The 15,625-nt window shown below is 65.5% G+C and carries 17 protein-coding genes and 1 tRNA gene; 6 read left to right on the plus strand and 12 right to left on the minus strand.

The genetic code is table 11. The features are described 5' to 3' along the window. Positions 1-71: 71 nt before the first annotated feature. Positions 72-605, minus strand: coding sequence for a protein disulfide oxidoreductase (locus BM272_RS06675; protein ID WP_093427985.1), 534 nt, complete (start codon positions 603-605; stop codon positions 72-74). A gap of 70 nt (positions 606-675) precedes the next feature. Here BM272_RS06675 and BM272_RS06680 point away from each other — a divergent pair, with 70 nt between their 5' ends. The 3 genes from BM272_RS06680 to BM272_RS06690 all read left to right on the plus strand — a co-directional run bounded on the left by BM272_RS06680 (position 676) and on the right by BM272_RS06690 (position 4,028). Next, the gene (locus tag BM272_RS06680; protein ID WP_093427986.1) at positions 676-2,049 is read left to right on the plus strand and encodes an NfeD family protein; all 1,374 of its coding nucleotides are present in this window, start codon (positions 676-678) and stop codon (positions 2,047-2,049) included. 2 nt (positions 2,050-2,051) lie between these two features. Beyond that, a complete protein-coding gene (locus tag BM272_RS06685; RefSeq protein ID WP_093427987.1) occupies positions 2,052-2,867 on the plus strand; it encodes a slipin family protein in 816 nt (271 codons plus the stop codon). A 195-nt stretch (positions 2,868-3,062) separates the two neighbouring features. Then, complete coding sequence (locus BM272_RS06690; RefSeq protein WP_093427988.1) at positions 3,063-4,028, plus strand: chemotaxis protein; 966 nt, start codon at positions 3,063-3,065, stop codon at positions 4,026-4,028. Between the two features lie 27 nt (positions 4,029-4,055). Here the strand turns inward: BM272_RS06690 and BM272_RS06695 are convergent, their stop codons facing one another. The 9 genes from BM272_RS06695 to BM272_RS06735 form a co-directional block, all read right to left on the minus strand. Beyond that, positions 4,056-4,685, minus strand: a complete 630-nt coding sequence (locus BM272_RS06695) for a nitroreductase family protein (protein WP_093427989.1) — start codon at positions 4,683-4,685, stop codon at positions 4,056-4,058. Between the two features lie 56 nt (positions 4,686-4,741). Then, on the minus strand, positions 4,742-5,200 hold the full coding sequence (locus BM272_RS06700) for a hypothetical protein (RefSeq protein WP_093427990.1): 459 nt from the start codon (positions 5,198-5,200) through the stop codon (positions 4,742-4,744). 86 nt (positions 5,201-5,286) lie between these two features. Further along, complete coding sequence (locus BM272_RS06705) at positions 5,287-5,535, minus strand: DUF2442 domain-containing protein (RefSeq protein WP_093427991.1); 249 nt, start codon at positions 5,533-5,535, stop codon at positions 5,287-5,289. After that, complete coding sequence (locus BM272_RS14280) at positions 5,516-5,656, minus strand: DUF4160 domain-containing protein (protein WP_093428017.1); 141 nt, start codon at positions 5,654-5,656, stop codon at positions 5,516-5,518. The genes BM272_RS06705 and BM272_RS14280 overlap by 20 nt, the downstream gene beginning before the upstream one ends. A 107-nt stretch (positions 5,657-5,763) precedes the next feature. Next, a tRNA-Asp gene (locus tag BM272_RS06715) sits at positions 5,764-5,840 on the minus strand. Positions 5,841-6,138: 298 nt separating this feature from the next. Beyond that, positions 6,139-6,912: an ABC transporter permease gene (locus BM272_RS06720; RefSeq protein ID WP_205407771.1), complete on the minus strand. Its 774-nt coding sequence runs from the start codon at positions 6,910-6,912 to the stop codon at positions 6,139-6,141. Continuing rightward, positions 6,912-7,868 carry an ABC transporter ATP-binding protein gene (locus BM272_RS06725; RefSeq protein WP_093428018.1) on the minus strand — a complete coding sequence of 319 codons (957 nt, stop codon included), beginning with the start codon at positions 7,866-7,868 and terminating at the stop codon, positions 6,912-6,914. The genes BM272_RS06720 and BM272_RS06725 overlap by 1 nt, the downstream gene beginning before the upstream one ends. Next, a complete protein-coding gene (locus tag BM272_RS06730) occupies positions 7,865-8,587 on the minus strand; it encodes a ferredoxin--NADP reductase (protein ID WP_093427993.1) in 723 nt (240 codons plus the stop codon). The genes BM272_RS06725 and BM272_RS06730 overlap by 4 nt, the downstream gene beginning before the upstream one ends. A 19-nt stretch (positions 8,588-8,606) precedes the next feature. After that, positions 8,607-10,898 (minus strand): Tex family protein, encoded by a 2,292-nt coding sequence (locus tag BM272_RS06735; RefSeq protein ID WP_093427994.1) that lies wholly within the window; start codon positions 10,896-10,898, stop codon positions 8,607-8,609. Between the two features lie 140 nt (positions 10,899-11,038). On the opposite strand from BM272_RS06735, the gene BM272_RS06740 reads away from it, so the two are divergent. From BM272_RS06740 to BM272_RS13550, 3 genes are all read left to right on the plus strand, one after another. Then, positions 11,039-12,082, plus strand: a complete 1,044-nt coding sequence (locus BM272_RS06740; RefSeq protein WP_159433033.1) for a polysaccharide deacetylase family protein — start codon at positions 11,039-11,041, stop codon at positions 12,080-12,082. A gap of 20 nt (positions 12,083-12,102) precedes the next feature. Continuing rightward, the gene (locus tag BM272_RS13545) at positions 12,103-12,372 is read left to right on the plus strand and encodes a FitA-like ribbon-helix-helix domain-containing protein (protein ID WP_143613193.1); all 270 of its coding nucleotides are present in this window, start codon (positions 12,103-12,105) and stop codon (positions 12,370-12,372) included. A 212-nt stretch (positions 12,373-12,584) separates the two neighbouring features. Then, entirely contained in the window at positions 12,585-14,219 is a 1,635-nt protein-coding gene (locus BM272_RS13550) for a tetratricopeptide repeat protein (RefSeq protein WP_143613195.1), read from the plus strand. Between the two features lie 223 nt (positions 14,220-14,442). Here the strand turns inward: BM272_RS13550 and BM272_RS06745 are convergent, their stop codons facing one another. Next, entirely contained in the window at positions 14,443-15,252 is an 810-nt protein-coding gene (locus tag BM272_RS06745; RefSeq protein ID WP_275886929.1) for an IS3 family transposase, read from the minus strand. Positions 15,253-15,257: 5 nt separating this feature from the next. Continuing rightward, entirely contained in the window at positions 15,258-15,569 is a 312-nt protein-coding gene (locus BM272_RS06750; protein ID WP_093427751.1) for a transposase, read from the minus strand. Positions 15,570-15,625: the final 56 nt, after the last annotated feature.

Genomic DNA, 15,625 nt, shown 5'->3' on the forward strand with positions numbered 1-15,625 from the left:
CACATTGACAGTGCAGGTGCAGTCTCGCGCACCACCCGGGCGACGAGAACCGGGGTAATGTAAAAACCTTGTTACGGCTGGCCTTCGCCGCCGAAGGCGGAGGCCCACCAGAGCCGCAGACGCAGCCCGATGCCGGTGGTGTAGCCGCTGGTCGCCGCACTGACGGTGCCGTCCGGGGCGACCACGAAGGTGGTCGGCACCGCCTGGACGCCGTAGGCATCGGCGAAGCGACCCGGATCATCCACCAGCACCGGCGCAGTAATCCCTTCCTCCTCCACATGGGCGGCCACCTTCTCCCGCCCGCCGGACCAGGCCGCCACGGTGATGACGCGATAATCCTCGGCCAGGGCATCGATGGTGGGCGCCTCCAGCTCGCAGATGGGGCACCAGGTGGCCCAGAAATGGACCAGCACCGGCTCCCCCCGGAACTCGGCCAGCTCGAAGGCCTCGCCGGCCAGGGTCTCGCCGTGGATGGGCGGCGCCGGGCCGTCCGGGGCATCCCGCGTCCGCCACATGCTGATGGCGGTCATCATCACCCCGAAGATGACCAGATAGATGAGCAGGATGCGCAGGCGGCGCAGGATCGGTCGACGAGTTCGGGTCATTGGGCCATTCTAACCGTAGGGAGAGCCGCAGGCGACGGCTGCTGCCCCGCTCCCCGCTCAAGGAGGTGCCATGGCTCGTCCCCGGATCCCGTCGGTACGCTGGCTGCTGCCGCTGGCACTACTGCTGTTCGCCGTCGGCGGGACACCGGCGGAGGCCGCGGTCCACCGACTCTCCGTCGACGGCCCCATCGGCCCGGCCACGGCGGGCTATATCGAACAGGGACTGGATGAAGCGGCCACCGAGGGGGCCGCCGCGGTCCTCCTGCAGCTGGATACCCCCGGCGGCCTCACCTCCAGCACCCGCCGGATCAACGACGCCATCCTCGCCTCCCCGGTCCCGGTCATCGGCTACGTCGCCCCCGCTGGGGCCCGGGCCGCCAGCGCCGGCACCTACATCCTCTACGCCAGCCACATCGCCGCCATGGCGCCCGGGACCCACCTGGGCGCGGCGACGCCGGTGCAGCTCGGGGGCGCCCCCGGCACCCCTCCGCAACAACCCTCCGGCGAGGACGAGGCCGGCGAAGAAGCCGCGCCCGCGCCGAAGCCCGGCAACGCCACCGAGCGCAAGGCGGTCAACGACGCCGTGGCCTACCTGCGCGGCCTGGCCGAGCTGCGCGGTCGCAACGCCGAGTGGGCGGAGGCGGCGGTGCGGGAGGCGGCCACCCTCACCGCCGACGAGGCCGAGGAGAAGCGCGTCATCGATCTCGTCGCCGCCGATACCACCGCCCTGCTGAACGCCGTCGATGGCCGCACCCTCGACCTCCCCGGCGGGGAGCGCAAGCTGGCCACCGCCGGCGAGGCGGTGAGCGACCGCGCCCCGGACTGGCGCACCCGGCTGCTGGAGACCCTCACCCATCCCAACGTCGCCTACATCCTGCTCATCATCGGGATCTACGGCCTCATCTTCGAGTTCGCCAACCCCGGCGGCCTGGTACCCGGCATCGCCGGGGCCATCTGCCTGCTGCTGGCCCTCTACGCCCTCCAGGCCCTGCCGGTGAACTACGCCGGCATCGCCCTCATCCTGCTGGGGGTGGCGCTGATGATCGCGGAGGCCTTCGCGCCCTCCTTCGGCGCCCTGGGGCTGGGCGGGGTGATCGCCTTCGTGGCCGGCTCCCTGCTGCTCATCGACACCCACGCACCCGGCTTCGGGATCTCCATCCCCCTTATCGCCACCATGGCGATCCTCAGCGCCGGCATCCTGCTCGTCATTGCCCGCCTGGCGGTGCGCTCCCACCGCAATCCGGTGGTCAGCGGCGCCGAGGAGATCACCGGGGCGGAGGCGGTGGCCACCACCGCCTTCACCGGCCACGGCTGGGTCCACCTCCACGGCGAGGCGTGGCAGGCCGAGAGCCCCCGCCCCGTCGCCGCCGGCCAGCGCGTCCGGGTCACCCGGCGCGACGGCCTGACCCTGCACGTCGAACCCCTGGATCAAGTGGAGTCCTAGCCATGTTCACCTACCCCATCCTCATTACCGTAGGCGTGGTCATCCTCTTCCTCGCCGCCTCCATCCGGATCCTGCGCGAGTACGAACGGGGGGTGGTCTTCCTCCTGGGCCGCTTCTGGAAGGCCAAGGGGCCGGGGATCATCATCATCATCCCCTTCATCCAGCAGATGGTCCGCATGGACCTGCGCACCATCGTCATGGACGTCCCCAGCCAGGACGTCATCTCCCAGGACAACGTCTCGGTCCAGGTCAACGCCGTCATATACTTTCGGGTCATCGATCCGGAGAAGGCGGTCATCCAGGTGGAGGACTTCCAGGAGGCCACCAGCCAGCTGGCCCAGACCACCCTGCGCTCGGTCCTCGGCCGCCACGACCTGGACGACATGCTGGCCCAGCGGGACAGGCTCAACGACGACATCCAGACCATCCTCGACGAGCACTCCGATGCCTGGGGCATCAAGATCAGTAACGTCGAGATCAAGCACGTGGACCTGGACGACTCCATGATCCGCGCCATCGCCAAGCAGGCGGAGGCAGAGCGGCTGCGGCGGGCCAAGGTCATCTACGCCGAGGGCGAGCTCCAGGCCTCCCACAAGCTGCAGGAGGCCGCCACCATCCTCGCCCAGCAGCCGGAATCCCTGCAGCTGCGCTATCTGCAGACCATCACCGACACCGCCAACGACAAGAGCTCCACCTACCTCTTCCCCATGCCCATGCAGCTCTTCGAGCAGTTCGCCAATGCCGCGGGGCGGGGCCCGGCGCCCGCCGGTGCCACCGATACCGACGGGCCGGCCCCGGGAGAGGGGACCGGCGCTTGACGCCTTGGGCGGGTGTGACCAGACTTCAACCCCGTATTCCGCACTTTTGACGGGATTTCGAACAGCGTCGCCGCATCCGCCCCACCGACCCCTGCAACAGCACGTACCGGCGGGATGGGGGCCGGTGAGCCCGTATCTCGGCGCGCGCCCACCGCGGTGCCGCCCTGAACATGCCTTGAGGAGGCCGACCAGGTCATGGCCAATTTCCTGAATTCCGTGGACGAACGCACTCAGCTCGCCGGGACCAACAAGCTCGAGATCCTGCTCTTCAGCCTGGGCAAGGACCCGAAGACGGGTCGCGAAGAGGCATTCGGCATCAATGTCTTCAAGGTCCGCGAGGTCATGCGGGTGCCGGAGATCGTGCACGCTCCCGACATGCCGCCGGGTGTGGAGGGGATGGTCAGCCTGCGCGGCCACACCCTGCCGGTCATCGATCTAGCCCGCTTCTGCGACATCGAGCGGGAGGAGGAGCCGCAGATCCTGGTCATCACCGAGTACAACCGGACCCAGCAGGGCTTTCTGGTCCACTCGGTGGACCAGATCCTTCGCATAAACTGGGACGAGGTGAAGGCCCCGCCGGGCATGATGGCCCACCGCCACGGCGGCCTGGTGACCGCTGTCACCGAACTCCAGGACAACCGGCTGGTCATGATCCTCGACGTGGAGAAGGTGCTGGACGAGACCACTGGCCGGACGTCGGACCCGATGATCTACGAGGACATCGAGAAGGTGAGCCGACCGGCGACGGTCTTCTATGCCGACGACTCCTCGGTGGCGCGCAAGCAGATCGAGCGCACACTGGACACCATGGGCGTTCGCCACATGGGGGCTACCAACGGCAAGGAGGCGTGGGAGAAACTCCAGCAGCTGGCCGACGAGGCCGAATCGTCCGGGCAGAGCCTGGCCGACCGCGTGGACGTCATCCTCACCGACATCGAGATGCCGGAGATGGACGGCTACGTCCTCACCAAGCAGATCAATGCGGACAGCCGAATGAAATCAGTCCCGGTGATCATGCACTCCTCGCTGTCATCGACCACCAACGAGGATCGCGGCAAGGCTGTAGGCGCCACCGACTACGTACCGAAGTTCCAGCCCAAGGAGCTGGCGGACACCCTGACCCCCTACCTCAGCGAGGAACGGGTAGCCGGGACCGGTTGACCGGCCCAGCCGCGCCGCTCCTGGCGCCTAGAAGCCGTTCTCGCGCACCACGTCGGTGAGCGGGAGCTGCCCCGGCTTGTTGAAGGGCTCGCCGGCCCGCTTGCCCACGGCCACCATGAAGGCGATGGCGTGGTCCGCCGGCAGCCCGATGAGCTCGGCCACCGCGCTGTAGTCGAAGCCGTCCATGGGGCAGGAATCATAGCCGCGCTCCCTGGCCAGCAGCATCAGGGACATCCCCAGCATCCCGCAGGAGCGCTGCCCCTCGTCCTGGGCGACCATGGGCCGACCCTGGTAGTACTTGCGGATGTTGGGGACGATGATCTCCTGCACCTGCTGCGGCGCATCCACCCAGTAGCGTTCCGGGTCCCGGTCCCAGGCACTATTGTCGGCGCAGAGGATGAACAGCTCCGAGGCGTCGGTGACCTGGGCCTGGTCCCAGGCCACGGCCCGGATGCTCGCGCGCAGGTCGGCATCGGTGACGCGGACGATGCGCCAGTTCTGGATGTTGAAGGCCGTGGGCGACTGGATGGCCGCCTCCAGCATCCCCTGCACCTCCGCCTCGGGGATGCGGAACTCGGGATCGAAGCTCTTCACCGCCCGGCGGGTCTGCATCGCCTCACTGACGGTAAGGCCGTTGGCGCTGGATTCGTTGCTCATGGTTGCTCCTTGAATAGTGGCTCGAATTCGGTTGGTTCGAGAGAGGGAGGCAGGCGTCAGCGCACCAGCACCGCCTGATCCGGGCGCTGGCGCGTGCGCATCTCCCGCGGCCCCCGCGCCGCCGCCTGACGGACGATCTCGTCCTCGTCGTCGGCCAGCCCGGCCCGCTGCGCCTCGGTGAGCCCGGGATGGCGGGCGATGGCGTGGCGGACGTTGGGATCGCGGTCGGCCACGCAGCGCGCGATCTGCTCCGGCGAGAGGTCCTGGCGCTTGGCCACGCAGAGCCGGATGACATGGTCGTCGTCCGCCAGGAAGGCGTCCACCTCCCCCGGCCGCAGATCCAGCCGCCGGGCGAAGTAGCAGCGAACCTGCATCCACTGTTCCTCGAAGACGATGAGGTGGCGCGTCACCTCGTCGGGCTCCACCGCCAGGGCCAGCGCCAGGCGGTCATCCAGCTCCCGGGCCTTGTAGGCGCGGATCTGCTCGGCGGTGGGCGTCACGGACGATTCGGACATGGTGGACGGTTCCGGCAACGAGACGCGCCGGACTATACCACAGCACCAGGGTCGGGAATGAACTCGAAAAACGAGACAGGCGCCCGTCAGGAAGTCGGTCCCGCCAGCAGGCCGGCGACGCTCAGATCCTCATCCAGTTCCGGCCAGTGGATACCCTCGCCATCCCCCATGAGTTCATGATTGGCGCGCTCTTGCGGAGTGGCGGCAGCCAGGCGGGGAAACCAGACAAGGGGGACGGTCACCGTACGGCCATCCGCCAGCGCCACAATGAGTTCCTCATCCGTGAAGCGGACCGATTCGGCCCGCGGGTGGAATTCAACGACGGAAGTAGTCATGCCAGGCCTCCATCAAGGCGTCCCGATTCTCGGAAACGAGCCGGTTCAAGACTCTCAGCTCCCTGGGCCCGAAACGGGTGGAACCGGCCAGTGCGACGGGTGCCAGCCAGAACTTCGCCAGGGCCTGCTCGCGCTGACTGGACCCTAGCCGCCGGGCGCGATGGCCGCAAGGGCCCGGAACGAGAAAGGCCCCCGCCGCATTGGGGGCGACGGGGGCCTTCTATGGAGTGGCGGAGCGGACGGGGCTCGAACCCGCGACCTCCGGCGTGACAGGCCGGCACTCTAACCATCTGAGCTACCGCTCCGCGGTCGGTCTCTGTGACCAACGCGGCGCATAATACCAGATTTGGCGGTGAACGCTACCCCTTTCGGGCCGCGATCTGGGCGATCCGGAGAGGGTCGGGTGGCTCCGGGCGAACGTGTGTAACGCACCGAGCAGCGCAGCCCGAAAGGGAAAAGGAAGCGCGCTTGTCCGAGCGACAGCGAGTTTGCGCGCTTCCCCCTTTCGGGCGAGCCGCGCAGGGCACCCGAAGGGTGCGTTACCCCGCACGTTCGCCCGGAGCTACCCGACCCTCTTCTCCCCGCTTTGCCCCTCCAACCCCGCTAGCTACGCAGCCCAACGCCGCGACGCAGCAGCTCCAGGCAGACGAAGGTAAGCCCGGCGATGAAAACGGCCATCACGGCCACGGCGACCCCGGCGGGGACGTCCGAGGAGCCGAGCATCCCCGCGCGGAAGGCGTTGACCATGTAGAGGATGGGATTGATGAGGGAGATGGTCTGCCACGGCTCCGGCAGCAGCTCGATGGAGTAGAAGACCCCGCCCAGGTAGGTCAGCGGCGTGAGCACGAAGGTGGGGACGATGGAGATGTCATCGAAGCTGTTGGCGTAGACGGCGTTGATGAAGCCGCCCAGGGCGAAGAGGATGGCCGTGAGCAGGACCGTGGCGACGGTCAGGACCGGGTCGGCCGGGCGGATATCGGTGAAGAAGAGCGCCACGGCGGTGACCACGGCGCCCACGATGAGCCCCCGCGCCACGCCCCCGGCGATGTAGCCGCCGAGGATGAGGTAGTTGGGCATGGGCGAGACCAGCATCTCCTCCACCGAGCGCTGGAACTTGGCGCCGTAGAAGGAGGAGACCACGTTGGCGTAGGCGTTGTTGATCACCGCCATCATGATGAGGCCGGGCATGATGTAGGTCATGAAGTCGTGGCCGCCCATCTCCCCCACGCGCGGCCCGATGAGGCCGCCGAAGATCAGGAAGTAGAGCGCCGTCGTGATCCCGGAGGGGAGCACCGTCTGCACCCAGATCCGCAGAAAGCGCCGCATCTCCTTGGCGAGCAGGGTGCGAAAGGCGTGGTACTGCGCGGCGGGGCTCATCATGCCGGCGCCTCCTGCTCCTCGTCCTCGCCCTCGGTGAGGCGGACGAAGAGCTCCTCCAGCCGGTTGGTCTTGGTACGCATGGAGACCACCTCGATCCCCTGCTCCCCCAGGACGACAAAGAGCCGGTTGAGGCCCTGGGCCTTGGGGACCTCCGCCTCCAGCGTCGTGGCATCCACGCGGTGGACCGTGTAGCCGGGGATGGTCGGCGCCTCGGCCACCGGCTGGTCGGTATTGAGCACGAAGGTCTCCACATCCAGGCGGCTGAGCAGCTCCTTCACCGAGGTATCGGTGATGATCCGGCCGTCATCGATGATGGCCACGTTGCGGCAGAGGTGCTCGGCCTCCTCCAGGTAATGGGTGGTGAGGATCACCGTGGTCCCCTCGGCGTTGATATCGCGCAGGAACTGCCACATGTGGCGGCGCAGCTCGATGTCCACGCCCGCCGTGGGCTCGTCCAGGATGAGCAGCCGCGGCTCGTGGACCAGCGCCCGGGCGATGAGCAGGCGCCGTTTCATGCCGCCGGAGAGGCGGCGCGCCTGGTCCTTGCGACGGTCCCACAGCCCCAGCCGGCGCAGCAGGGACTCGGCCTTCTCCCAGGCGCGGGCGCGGGGGATGCCGTAGTAGCCGGCCTGGTTGACCACGATCTCGCCCACCGGCTCGAACTGGCTGAAGTTGAACTCCTGGGGGACCAGGCCGATGGCCGCCTTCACGGTGCCGCGCTCGCGCGCCAGGTCGTGGCCGAAGACCTGTACGGAGCCGGCGGTGGCGTTCACCAGGGAGGCGAGGATCCCGATGGTGGTGGACTTGCCGGCGCCGTTGGGCCCGAGCAGGGCGAAGAAGTCCCCCGCCTCCACGGTGAGGTCGATGCCGTCCAGCGCCCGCTTGTCACCGGCGTAGACCTTGGTCAGCCCCCGGATGGCGAGGGCCGGTGTCGTGCCGTCCCGGGTGCTCACCACCACTTCTCGTAGACCAGGTGGTCCGCGGGGATCCCGAGTCGGGGCAGGCTCTCGGCGAGGTCGTCGACCATGGCGTTGGGGCCGCAGAGGTAGTAGAGGGCCTCCGGGTCCAGGAAGTGATCGCGGATGAGGTCGGCGTTGACGTAGCGCGTGAGTCCGCCCCAGGTGCCGGTCTCGCCGGTGACGGTGACGGTCATGTCCACCCGGGGATTGTCCGCCGAGCGGCGCTCCAGCTCCTCGCGGAAGAGGATCTCCTCCTCCTGGGCGACGGAGTAGAGCAGGTGCGCCTCGGCATCCGGAACCGACTCGTCGATGTAGCGGAAGATGCTCACCAGCGGGGTCACGCCCACGCCGCCGCCGATGAGGATGACCTTCCTGCCGCGCTCGGGGGTGTAGATGAAGCTCCCCGAGCCCTGGGAGACGGTCACGGTATCGCCGACGTCGGCCTCCTCGTAGAGCCAGCGGGTGACCGGGTGCTCCACCGCCCGCTTCACCGCCACCTGGAGGCGGCCGTCATCGTTGGGAATAGAGGTCAGGGACAGGCCGGCCGCCTTCGGCTGGCCGTCCACCTGGATGATGAGGTCGATCCACTGCCCGGGCAGGCTGTGGAAGGCGCCCTCGGTCTCCAGGATGAAGGAGCGGATACTCGGCGTCTCCTGCTTCACCTCCGCGATCCGGGCCTGAAGGTGTTGCGGCCGATTCTCTCCCTGGGACATGTTCGCTGACTCCTTGTAACTAGTTTCGATCGCGCAGCGCAGCCAGGGCCGCTGCCATGGCGCCGCGCGGCTTCTCTTCCTTCGGCGGTTTCTGTTTCCGCCCCCGGCGCTCCTTCGCGGGCCCCTCGGCCCCCTTCTCCGCCTCCGGGCCGCAGAGCGACAGGCCGATCCGGCCCCGCTCCAGGTCCACCTCCAGGACGTGGGCGCTGACCACATCCCCCACCTTGACCACGGCGTGGGGATCGCGAACGAACTCCTTCGCCAGCTTGGAGATGTGGACCAGGCCGTCCTGGTGGACGCCGATATCCACGAAGGCGCCGAAATCGGTAACGTTGGTGACCACTCCCTCCACCGCCATGCCGGGCGTGAGGTCCGAGGGCCTGGTCACGTCCTCCCGGAAGCGGGCGGTGCGGAAGTCACCGCGCGGGTCGCGACCGGGCTTCTCCAGCTCGGCGAGGATGTCCGTCACCGTGGGCACGCCGAAGCGCTCGTCGGTGAACTGGCGCGGGTCGAGCCGGCGCAGGGCGTCGGCATCGCCCATGACGTCATTGACGCCGCGGCCGAGCCGCGCCAGCAGCCGCTCCACCACCGGATACGCCTCCGGGTGGACCGCAGAGGCATCCAGGGGTTCCTCGCCGTCGCGGATCCGCAGGAAGCCGGCGGCCTGCTCGAAGGCCACCGGACCCAGGCGCGAGACCGACTGCAGCTCCTTGCGGGAGCGGAAGGGGCCCTTCTCGGTGCGGTGGGCGACCACCGCCTCCGCCAGCGACGGCCCCAGCCCGGAGACCCGGGAGAGCAGCGCCGGGGAGGCGGTATTCACATCCACGCCCACGGCGTTGACGCAGTCCTCCACCACCCCCTCCAGGGTGGCGGCGAGCCGGCTCTGGCTGACGTCGTGCTGGTACTGCCCCACTCCGATGTGGCCGGGCTCGATCTTCACCAGCTCCGCCAGCGGGTCCTGCAGGCGGCGACCGATGGAGACGGCCCCGCGCAGGGAGACGTCCAGCTCCGGCAGCTCCCGGGCCGCCTGCTCCGAGGCGGAGTAGACCGAGGCGCCGTCCTCGCTGACCATCACCCGGGTAAGGCCGCGGCAGCGGCCGGCCAGCTCGTCGGCGAGCTGCTCCGTCTCCCGGGCCGCGGTGCCATTGCCCACCGCCACCAGGGCGACGCCGTGCTCGGCCACCAGGTCGGCCAGGGTCTGGAGGGACGCCTCCCACTGCTTCTGCGGGGCGTGGGGGTAGATGGTGGTGGTGGCGGCCACGCCGCCGGCGGCGTCCAGCACTGCCACCTTGGTCCCGGTACGCAGCCCCGGATCCAGCGCCAGCACCGGGCGGGCACCGGCCGGCGGCGCCAGCAGGAGGTTGCGCAGGTTGGTGGCGAAGACGCGCACCGCCTCCTCCTCCGCCTTCTCCCGGAGCTGGCGGAAGATCTCCGTCTCCACCCGGGAGGCGATCTTCACCCGCCAGGCGCGGCGCACGGTCTGGCGCAGCCACGGGGCGCAGGGGCCGGTGGCGTGGCCCAGCCCCCAGTGGGCGGCGATGATGGCCTCGCAGTGGTCGGGGCTGCCGTCGGGGGCGTCGATATCGCGCTCGTGGACCAGCGCCAGGCGCAGGGCCCCGGCCTCGCGGCCGCGCAGCAGCGCCAGGATGCGGTGGGCCGGGAGGTCACGGACGCGCTCGGGGCGATCGATATAGTCGGTGAAGCGGGTATCCCGCTCGGCCTCCTCCCCGGCGCTGGGAACCACCTGCCCGCGCTTGTCCATCTCGTCGCGCAGCCGGGCGGCGAGGTCGGCGTCGTCGGCCATGCGCTGGACCAGGATGTCCCGGGCGCCGGCCAGCACCGTGGCCGCATCGCCGAAGCCCGCCTCGGCATTCAAGTAATCGACGGCCAGGGTCTCGGGATCCGCCTCGTCCGGCGCCTCCAGGAGCTGGTCCGCCAGCGGCCCCAGCCCCGCCTCCTTGGCGACCTGCGCCTTGGTACGCTTCTTCCGCGCATAGGGGCGGTAGAGGTCCTCCAGCCGGGTGCGGGTCTCCGCCGCCCGGATGGCGGCGAGGAGGGAGGGAGTGGTCACCCCTTGCTCCTCCAGGCTGGCCAGGATGGACTCCCGGCGCTTCTCCAGCTCCCGGAGCTGGGACAGGCGCTCGTTGAGCCGGCGCAGCTGGGTATCATCCAGGCCGCCGGTGGCCTCCTTGCGGTAGCGCGCCACGAAGGGGACCGTGGCGCCGCCGTCCAGCAGCTCCACCGCCGCGCTTACCTGGCGGGCGGAGACATCCAGCTCGTCGGCGATGGTCTCGATGATGCGACGGGCCATGGGCACTGCTCCGACCAATTACAGCAAAGCCGCGTATTCTACTCGGGTACCATCATGCGAGGCCATAGCGCCGGCGCCGGATGCGCCATCCGTCGCCACCGCTGCTAGGATGGGGATATCCCTACTTCCCCGGAGGCCCCGTGCGCCAGACCCTCCTTGCCCTGCTCCTCCTCGCCCTGCCCCTCCCGGCCCTGGCCGACGCCGTGGGGCTCATCTACCACCGCTTCGGCGAGGGGAAATACCCGACCACCAGCATCGACCTGGAGTCCTTCGAGGCCCAGATGGATCATCTGGCGGAAAACGACTACCGCATCTGGCCCCTGGGCAAGGTGGTCTGCTACCTGCGGGAGGATCGCGAGCTGCCGGACAAGGTGGTGAGCATCACCATCGACGACGCCTACGCCTCGGTCTACCACGAGGCCTTCCCCCGCCTGCAGGAGCGCGGCTGGCCCTTCACCGTCTTCGTCAGCACCGACCCGGTGGACCGCGGCTTCAGCAACTTCATGACCTGGGACCAGATGCGGGAGATGGCCGAGGCCGGCGTGGAGTTCGCCAACCACACCCGGACCCACCCCTACCTGCCCCAGCGCCAGGGGGAGGAGTCGGACGCCGCCTGGGCCGAGCGGGTGACCGAGGAGATCGCCGGCGCCGAGAAGCGCCTGCGCGAGGAGCTGGGGGACGCCGTGGCCGACGACCCGGGCCTGCTCGCCTACCCCTACGGCGATTACGACGCCGCCACCGCCGAGATCGTCCGCGAGCTGGACCACGTGGGCGTGGCCCAGCACGCCGGCCCCATCGGCGACGGCGCCGACCTGCGCGCCCTGCGCCGCTTCCCGGTTGGCAACGAGGGCTTCCCCATGGACCGCTTCCGCCTGCGCGTGGCCACCCGCGCCCTGCCCGTGGCCGAGGTGGAGCCCTGGGACCCGGCCACCGCCGAGGAGCGGCCCCGGGTGCGCGTGGAGCTGGAAGGCACCGTGGAGGGCTGGCAGGGGCTCAACTGCTTCGTGAAGGGCCAGAGCGAACCGGCGAAGGTGGAATGGCCCCTGGAGGGCCGCGCCTTCACCGCCCGCGCCCGCCAGCCCCTGAAGGACGGCCTGGTCCACTACAACTGCACCGCCCGGGGCCCGGACGGCCGCTACTGGTGGTATTCCCACCTGTGGCGGGCGGAGCCGAGTACCGAGTAGACAGGGAGGTTCGAGAACGCATGGCGACCATCACTATCCGTAATCTGCCCGATGACCTGCTTGAGCGCATCAAGGCCAAAGCAGCGGCGACGGGTCGGTCTGTGCAAGATGAGGTGCGCAACCACCTACAACAGCACTACTCGCACGGAGCCGAAATCTTAGATAATCGCAGTACCCAGATTCGACAACCTGCAACCCTATCGGTCGCCAATTCCCGGAAAACGGCGAATCTCGATGCGGATGCGGCCCTAAACGCCTCAGTAGAAGAGACTGACCGGCATCGCAAGTGATTCGCTCCACACTTAGCCTCCACTTCCGCGGGCGCAACTCACCGCTGCAGACAGCCAGCTTTTTTTGAGTACCACTCGCCTTTGTCCTCCCAAGCTCGCCTTGGTAATTCGCGTTCGCGGAAGTTTATTTTAAATCATGTGGTTCCGGAAAATTACGAGATACATCCTCAGACTTGCGCACGTTTCTTCCCCTTTGCGGAGACCTGAAAGCTATGAATGAAAACCATTACCTAGAAGTATTTAAGCTGCTCTTGGATTTCATAGAAAGCAACAAATGGGCCTTGATAATTCTGACCTTTTTAGTATTTTCCCGAAATCACATTGGGCCATTTATGCAAAGGATGACAAGATTTGCAATGTCTTGGAAGGCGGGGAGTGGAGGCTTAGAGGTTTCTGCAGACCCAGCAGGAAACCGAGCAGACAATGAAACGCATACTGCCTTAGAAGGATACCAGGAACCATCTGCAGAAAATATTGAAAGCAGAGACAGCAATTCAGAAGAAAACCGACTACAACAATCGCCTCCAGCTCCAAACAAGCATTGGCTTTCAGAAGTAATTGATAAATTAAAGGAGGGGCGCGAAGAAGAGGCTGAAAGGGCTTTCCATGCTGGGAAAACAAAAAGCTCGGACAGGACCACCCATTCAATGGAAGAGGCTATATACCAACACGCCAGATTCGTTCATGGAAACCGTTCTGACGCCAAACAAATTTTAATAGGCCGCTCTAATAGCGCAGCATCTGGTGAAGAAAAGTTCAATTACTTGATTTGGCTGGACAAGCTCTACCAGAGGATAAGCGCCTTCAATGACTCTGAAAATCTTTGGGTAGAGTTTATAAATAGTTCGGAGGACACTACCCTAATAGACAAGGCAAGCATTAAGCTTTCCGAAGTATACAGAGAAACCGGAAACCTGCAAAAAGCAAAAAAGGTCCTCTTTGAAAGAATTCTAGGAAGGGGATACGAGGATTGCCCAGCGATATATGAAGAAATAGCTCGCTTATGCGTTATTGAAAAAGATCATGAGTGCGCAGCCACGTCTTTCGAAATATCTTTGGCGTCGAATGAAGACAATAAGGAACTATTATTTTCTGCTGCTTATCAACAGTCCGAATCTAACATACAAATACTATCCTTCCTGAACTATCAAACACTTTTACGACTAGACCCTAACAATTCTTCAGCACTCAACAACATCGCTATCAGTGAAGGTGATTTAGGCTTACCTGGTAAGAAATATGAAAAATTCGTCAGAGCAGAGGAAGAAGGCAGCACTCTGGCAACTGCAAACATTGCTCAGCTAATGATTAATGTCGGCATGTTCGATGAAGCAGAAAGAAAGTTGAGATGGGCAATGGCGCAAGAAAATGCTCATGAAAATGTTGGAGAAGTCTACTCTAAGCTAGAGAAAGAACGCGAGCGAGAAAGAGAAAAGGCAGAAAAGCTATCACAATTTGGCAGAAAAAAACGGGGCGAATTCCGAAAATATGGGAATCACAGGCTGGGATTCGAGGATAATGAAAATGCCTTCCTTAACATCACAAAGGGACCTAATAATGAGGCGGTAGAAACTAAAGTTGATGAGGGCATCATTAACTCCAAATGGCTGGAGAGAGCCCCTGGTGTGCTTGATTCCGAAGAAGAATACGAGGTAACGGTAACTGGCAAGATCATAGGTCGGTCGGCAAAGGTGATTTATAACAAGAAACGAAAGGGCACTTTCCATGGTTTGTCTTTGGGGAACAAAGAAAGCTTCTCAGCTTTCTCTTACGTTGATTCCGCAAGCGGGGAGTGGATTATTTTCTCACTAGATTCAGAAAAAGATAAAGAAATCATTCTTACCTGATCTTTGACCTTGGGTGACTGCGTTTATACAGCTCTATTGACTGGATACGCTCAGGGGTACGGTTTCGTACCTCTCGATGTGATCCGGCAGAAAATAAAACCACAACTTTGCCAGAAAAAAGGCGAGCATACCGCACGGCCACCTTTAGATCATCGTCTTAGAGGCCGTTGCACAAATCATACTGTCAGGTAAGGATGTAATGACCCCCTGGTTTCTGCACACCTCACGCGCTTAATGCGGGGTGTGCCCGTGGGGCCGCATAGCCCAGGGCCTGATGCGGCCTTTGCTCGTTGTAGTACTTCATCCACTGGCGGATGACCGTCCGGGCCTGGCCCAGCGACTCAAATCGGTGCTGCCAGATGCACTCTTCCTTCAGGGACCGGAAGAAGCGCTCCATCAGGCCGTTCTGCTCCGGCGTGTACGGCGTCGTGAACTCCTGGGTCAGACCGTAAGCCCTCACCGTCGCCGTGTACTGCCGGGAGCTGAATACCAGCCCGTTGTCGGACCGGAGCGCCAATGGCCGGGCTACTCGCTGGAGAACACCGTGACGCTCGATGAGCGCCTCCTCCAGGGCCGCCTCGGCCGTGGGACTGTTGCCCCGACTCGAGAGCCGCCAGCCGAGCACCTCACGGGTGCAGCAGTCGATGACGACAGCCAGCGCTGCTCGGCGGTCCTTGCCGCACCACACCTGCGTGAGGTCAGTGGCCCATCGTTCATCCGGCCGGCTGGCCACCGAGGGCAGACTCCGAGCCCGCGGCCGATGGCCCTGGGGCCGCTTCCGGACCTGCCAGCCCTTGCGCTGCAGAACCCGCTGGACCGGCTTCCGGTTCTCGCCCAGTATCGCCGCCAGGCGGCGATACCCGTAGGTCGGGAACTGCTCCAGCTTGGCCTTGATACGTGCCACCAGAAGCTCGTTGAGCGGTCGGGACCGCCGCTTCGGCCGGTAGTACACCGAGCGTCTGGGAACGCCCAACCAGCGACACAGCTTCGCCAACGGCACCGGCCGGCCCTCAGCCGCCATCTCCGCCTGCACCGACCTTACGAGCTCTCCTCGTCGTCGAGCAGGCGCTTGTATTTTTTTAACGCGTAGATCTGCAGATGGGCCTCGCCCAGCGCCTCCCGTGTCTCGCGGAGCTCCGACTCGTACTGCTCGCGGATATCCTTGGGCCGGGACCGGAAGCCGTTCTCCATGCTCTTCTGGGCCTCGTCCATCCAGGCCTCGACCTCGGAGACGGTCAGATCATGCTGCCGCGCTACCTCCGCGACCGTGGTCTTACCCTTGAAGATCTCCATCACCACGGCCGTCTTGCGCTTGGCGGTCCAGCGCTTCACCGGTGCTTCTTCGCTCATCGTACCCTCCTGTTACCCGCACTATACCCTGTGCAGTTCGGAAGGGGGTCAGTTCA

The organism is Thiohalospira halophila DSM 15071 (genome assembly GCF_900112605.1).
In the GTDB taxonomy this organism is placed as follows: domain Bacteria; phylum Pseudomonadota; class Gammaproteobacteria; order Thiohalospirales; family Thiohalospiraceae; genus Thiohalospira; species Thiohalospira halophila.

Bases quoted from the DNA above. Each gene is read 5' to 3' on its own strand.
- BM272_RS06690 (WP_093427988.1), top strand. From the start codon at position 3,063: ATGGCCAATTTCCTGAATTCCGTGGACGAACGCACTCAGCTCGCCGGG.
- BM272_RS06685 (WP_093427987.1), top strand. From the start codon at position 2,052: ATGTTCACCTACCCCATCCTCATTACCGTAGGCGTGGTCATCCTCTTC.
- BM272_RS06680 (WP_093427986.1), top strand. From the start codon at position 676: ATGGCTCGTCCCCGGATCCCGTCGGTACGCTGGCTGCTGCCGCTGGCA.
- BM272_RS06720 (WP_205407771.1), bottom strand. From the start codon at position 6,912: ATGAGCCCCGCCGCGCAGTACCACGCCTTTCGCACCCTGCTCGCCAAG.
- BM272_RS06705 (WP_093427991.1), bottom strand. From the start codon at position 5,535: ATGACTACTTCCGTCGTTGAATTCCACCCGCGGGCCGAATCGGTCCGC.
- BM272_RS06675 (WP_093427985.1), bottom strand. From the start codon at position 605: ATGACCCGAACTCGTCGACCGATCCTGCGCCGCCTGCGCATCCTGCTC.
- BM272_RS06730 (WP_093427993.1), bottom strand. From the start codon at position 8,587: ATGTCCCAGGGAGAGAATCGGCCGCAACACCTTCAGGCCCGGATCGCG.
- BM272_RS06695 (WP_093427989.1), bottom strand. From the start codon at position 4,685: ATGAGCAACGAATCCAGCGCCAACGGCCTTACCGTCAGTGAGGCGATG.
- BM272_RS06735 (WP_093427994.1), bottom strand. From the start codon at position 10,898: ATGGCCCGTCGCATCATCGAGACCATCGCCGACGAGCTGGATGTCTCC.
- BM272_RS06700 (WP_093427990.1), bottom strand. From the start codon at position 5,200: ATGTCCGAATCGTCCGTGACGCCCACCGCCGAGCAGATCCGCGCCTAC.
- BM272_RS13550 (WP_143613195.1), top strand. From the start codon at position 12,585: ATGAATGAAAACCATTACCTAGAAGTATTTAAGCTGCTCTTGGATTTC.
- BM272_RS06750 (WP_093427751.1), bottom strand. From the start codon at position 15,569: ATGAGCGAAGAAGCACCGGTGAAGCGCTGGACCGCCAAGCGCAAGACG.
- BM272_RS13545 (WP_143613193.1), top strand. From the start codon at position 12,103: ATGGCGACCATCACTATCCGTAATCTGCCCGATGACCTGCTTGAGCGC.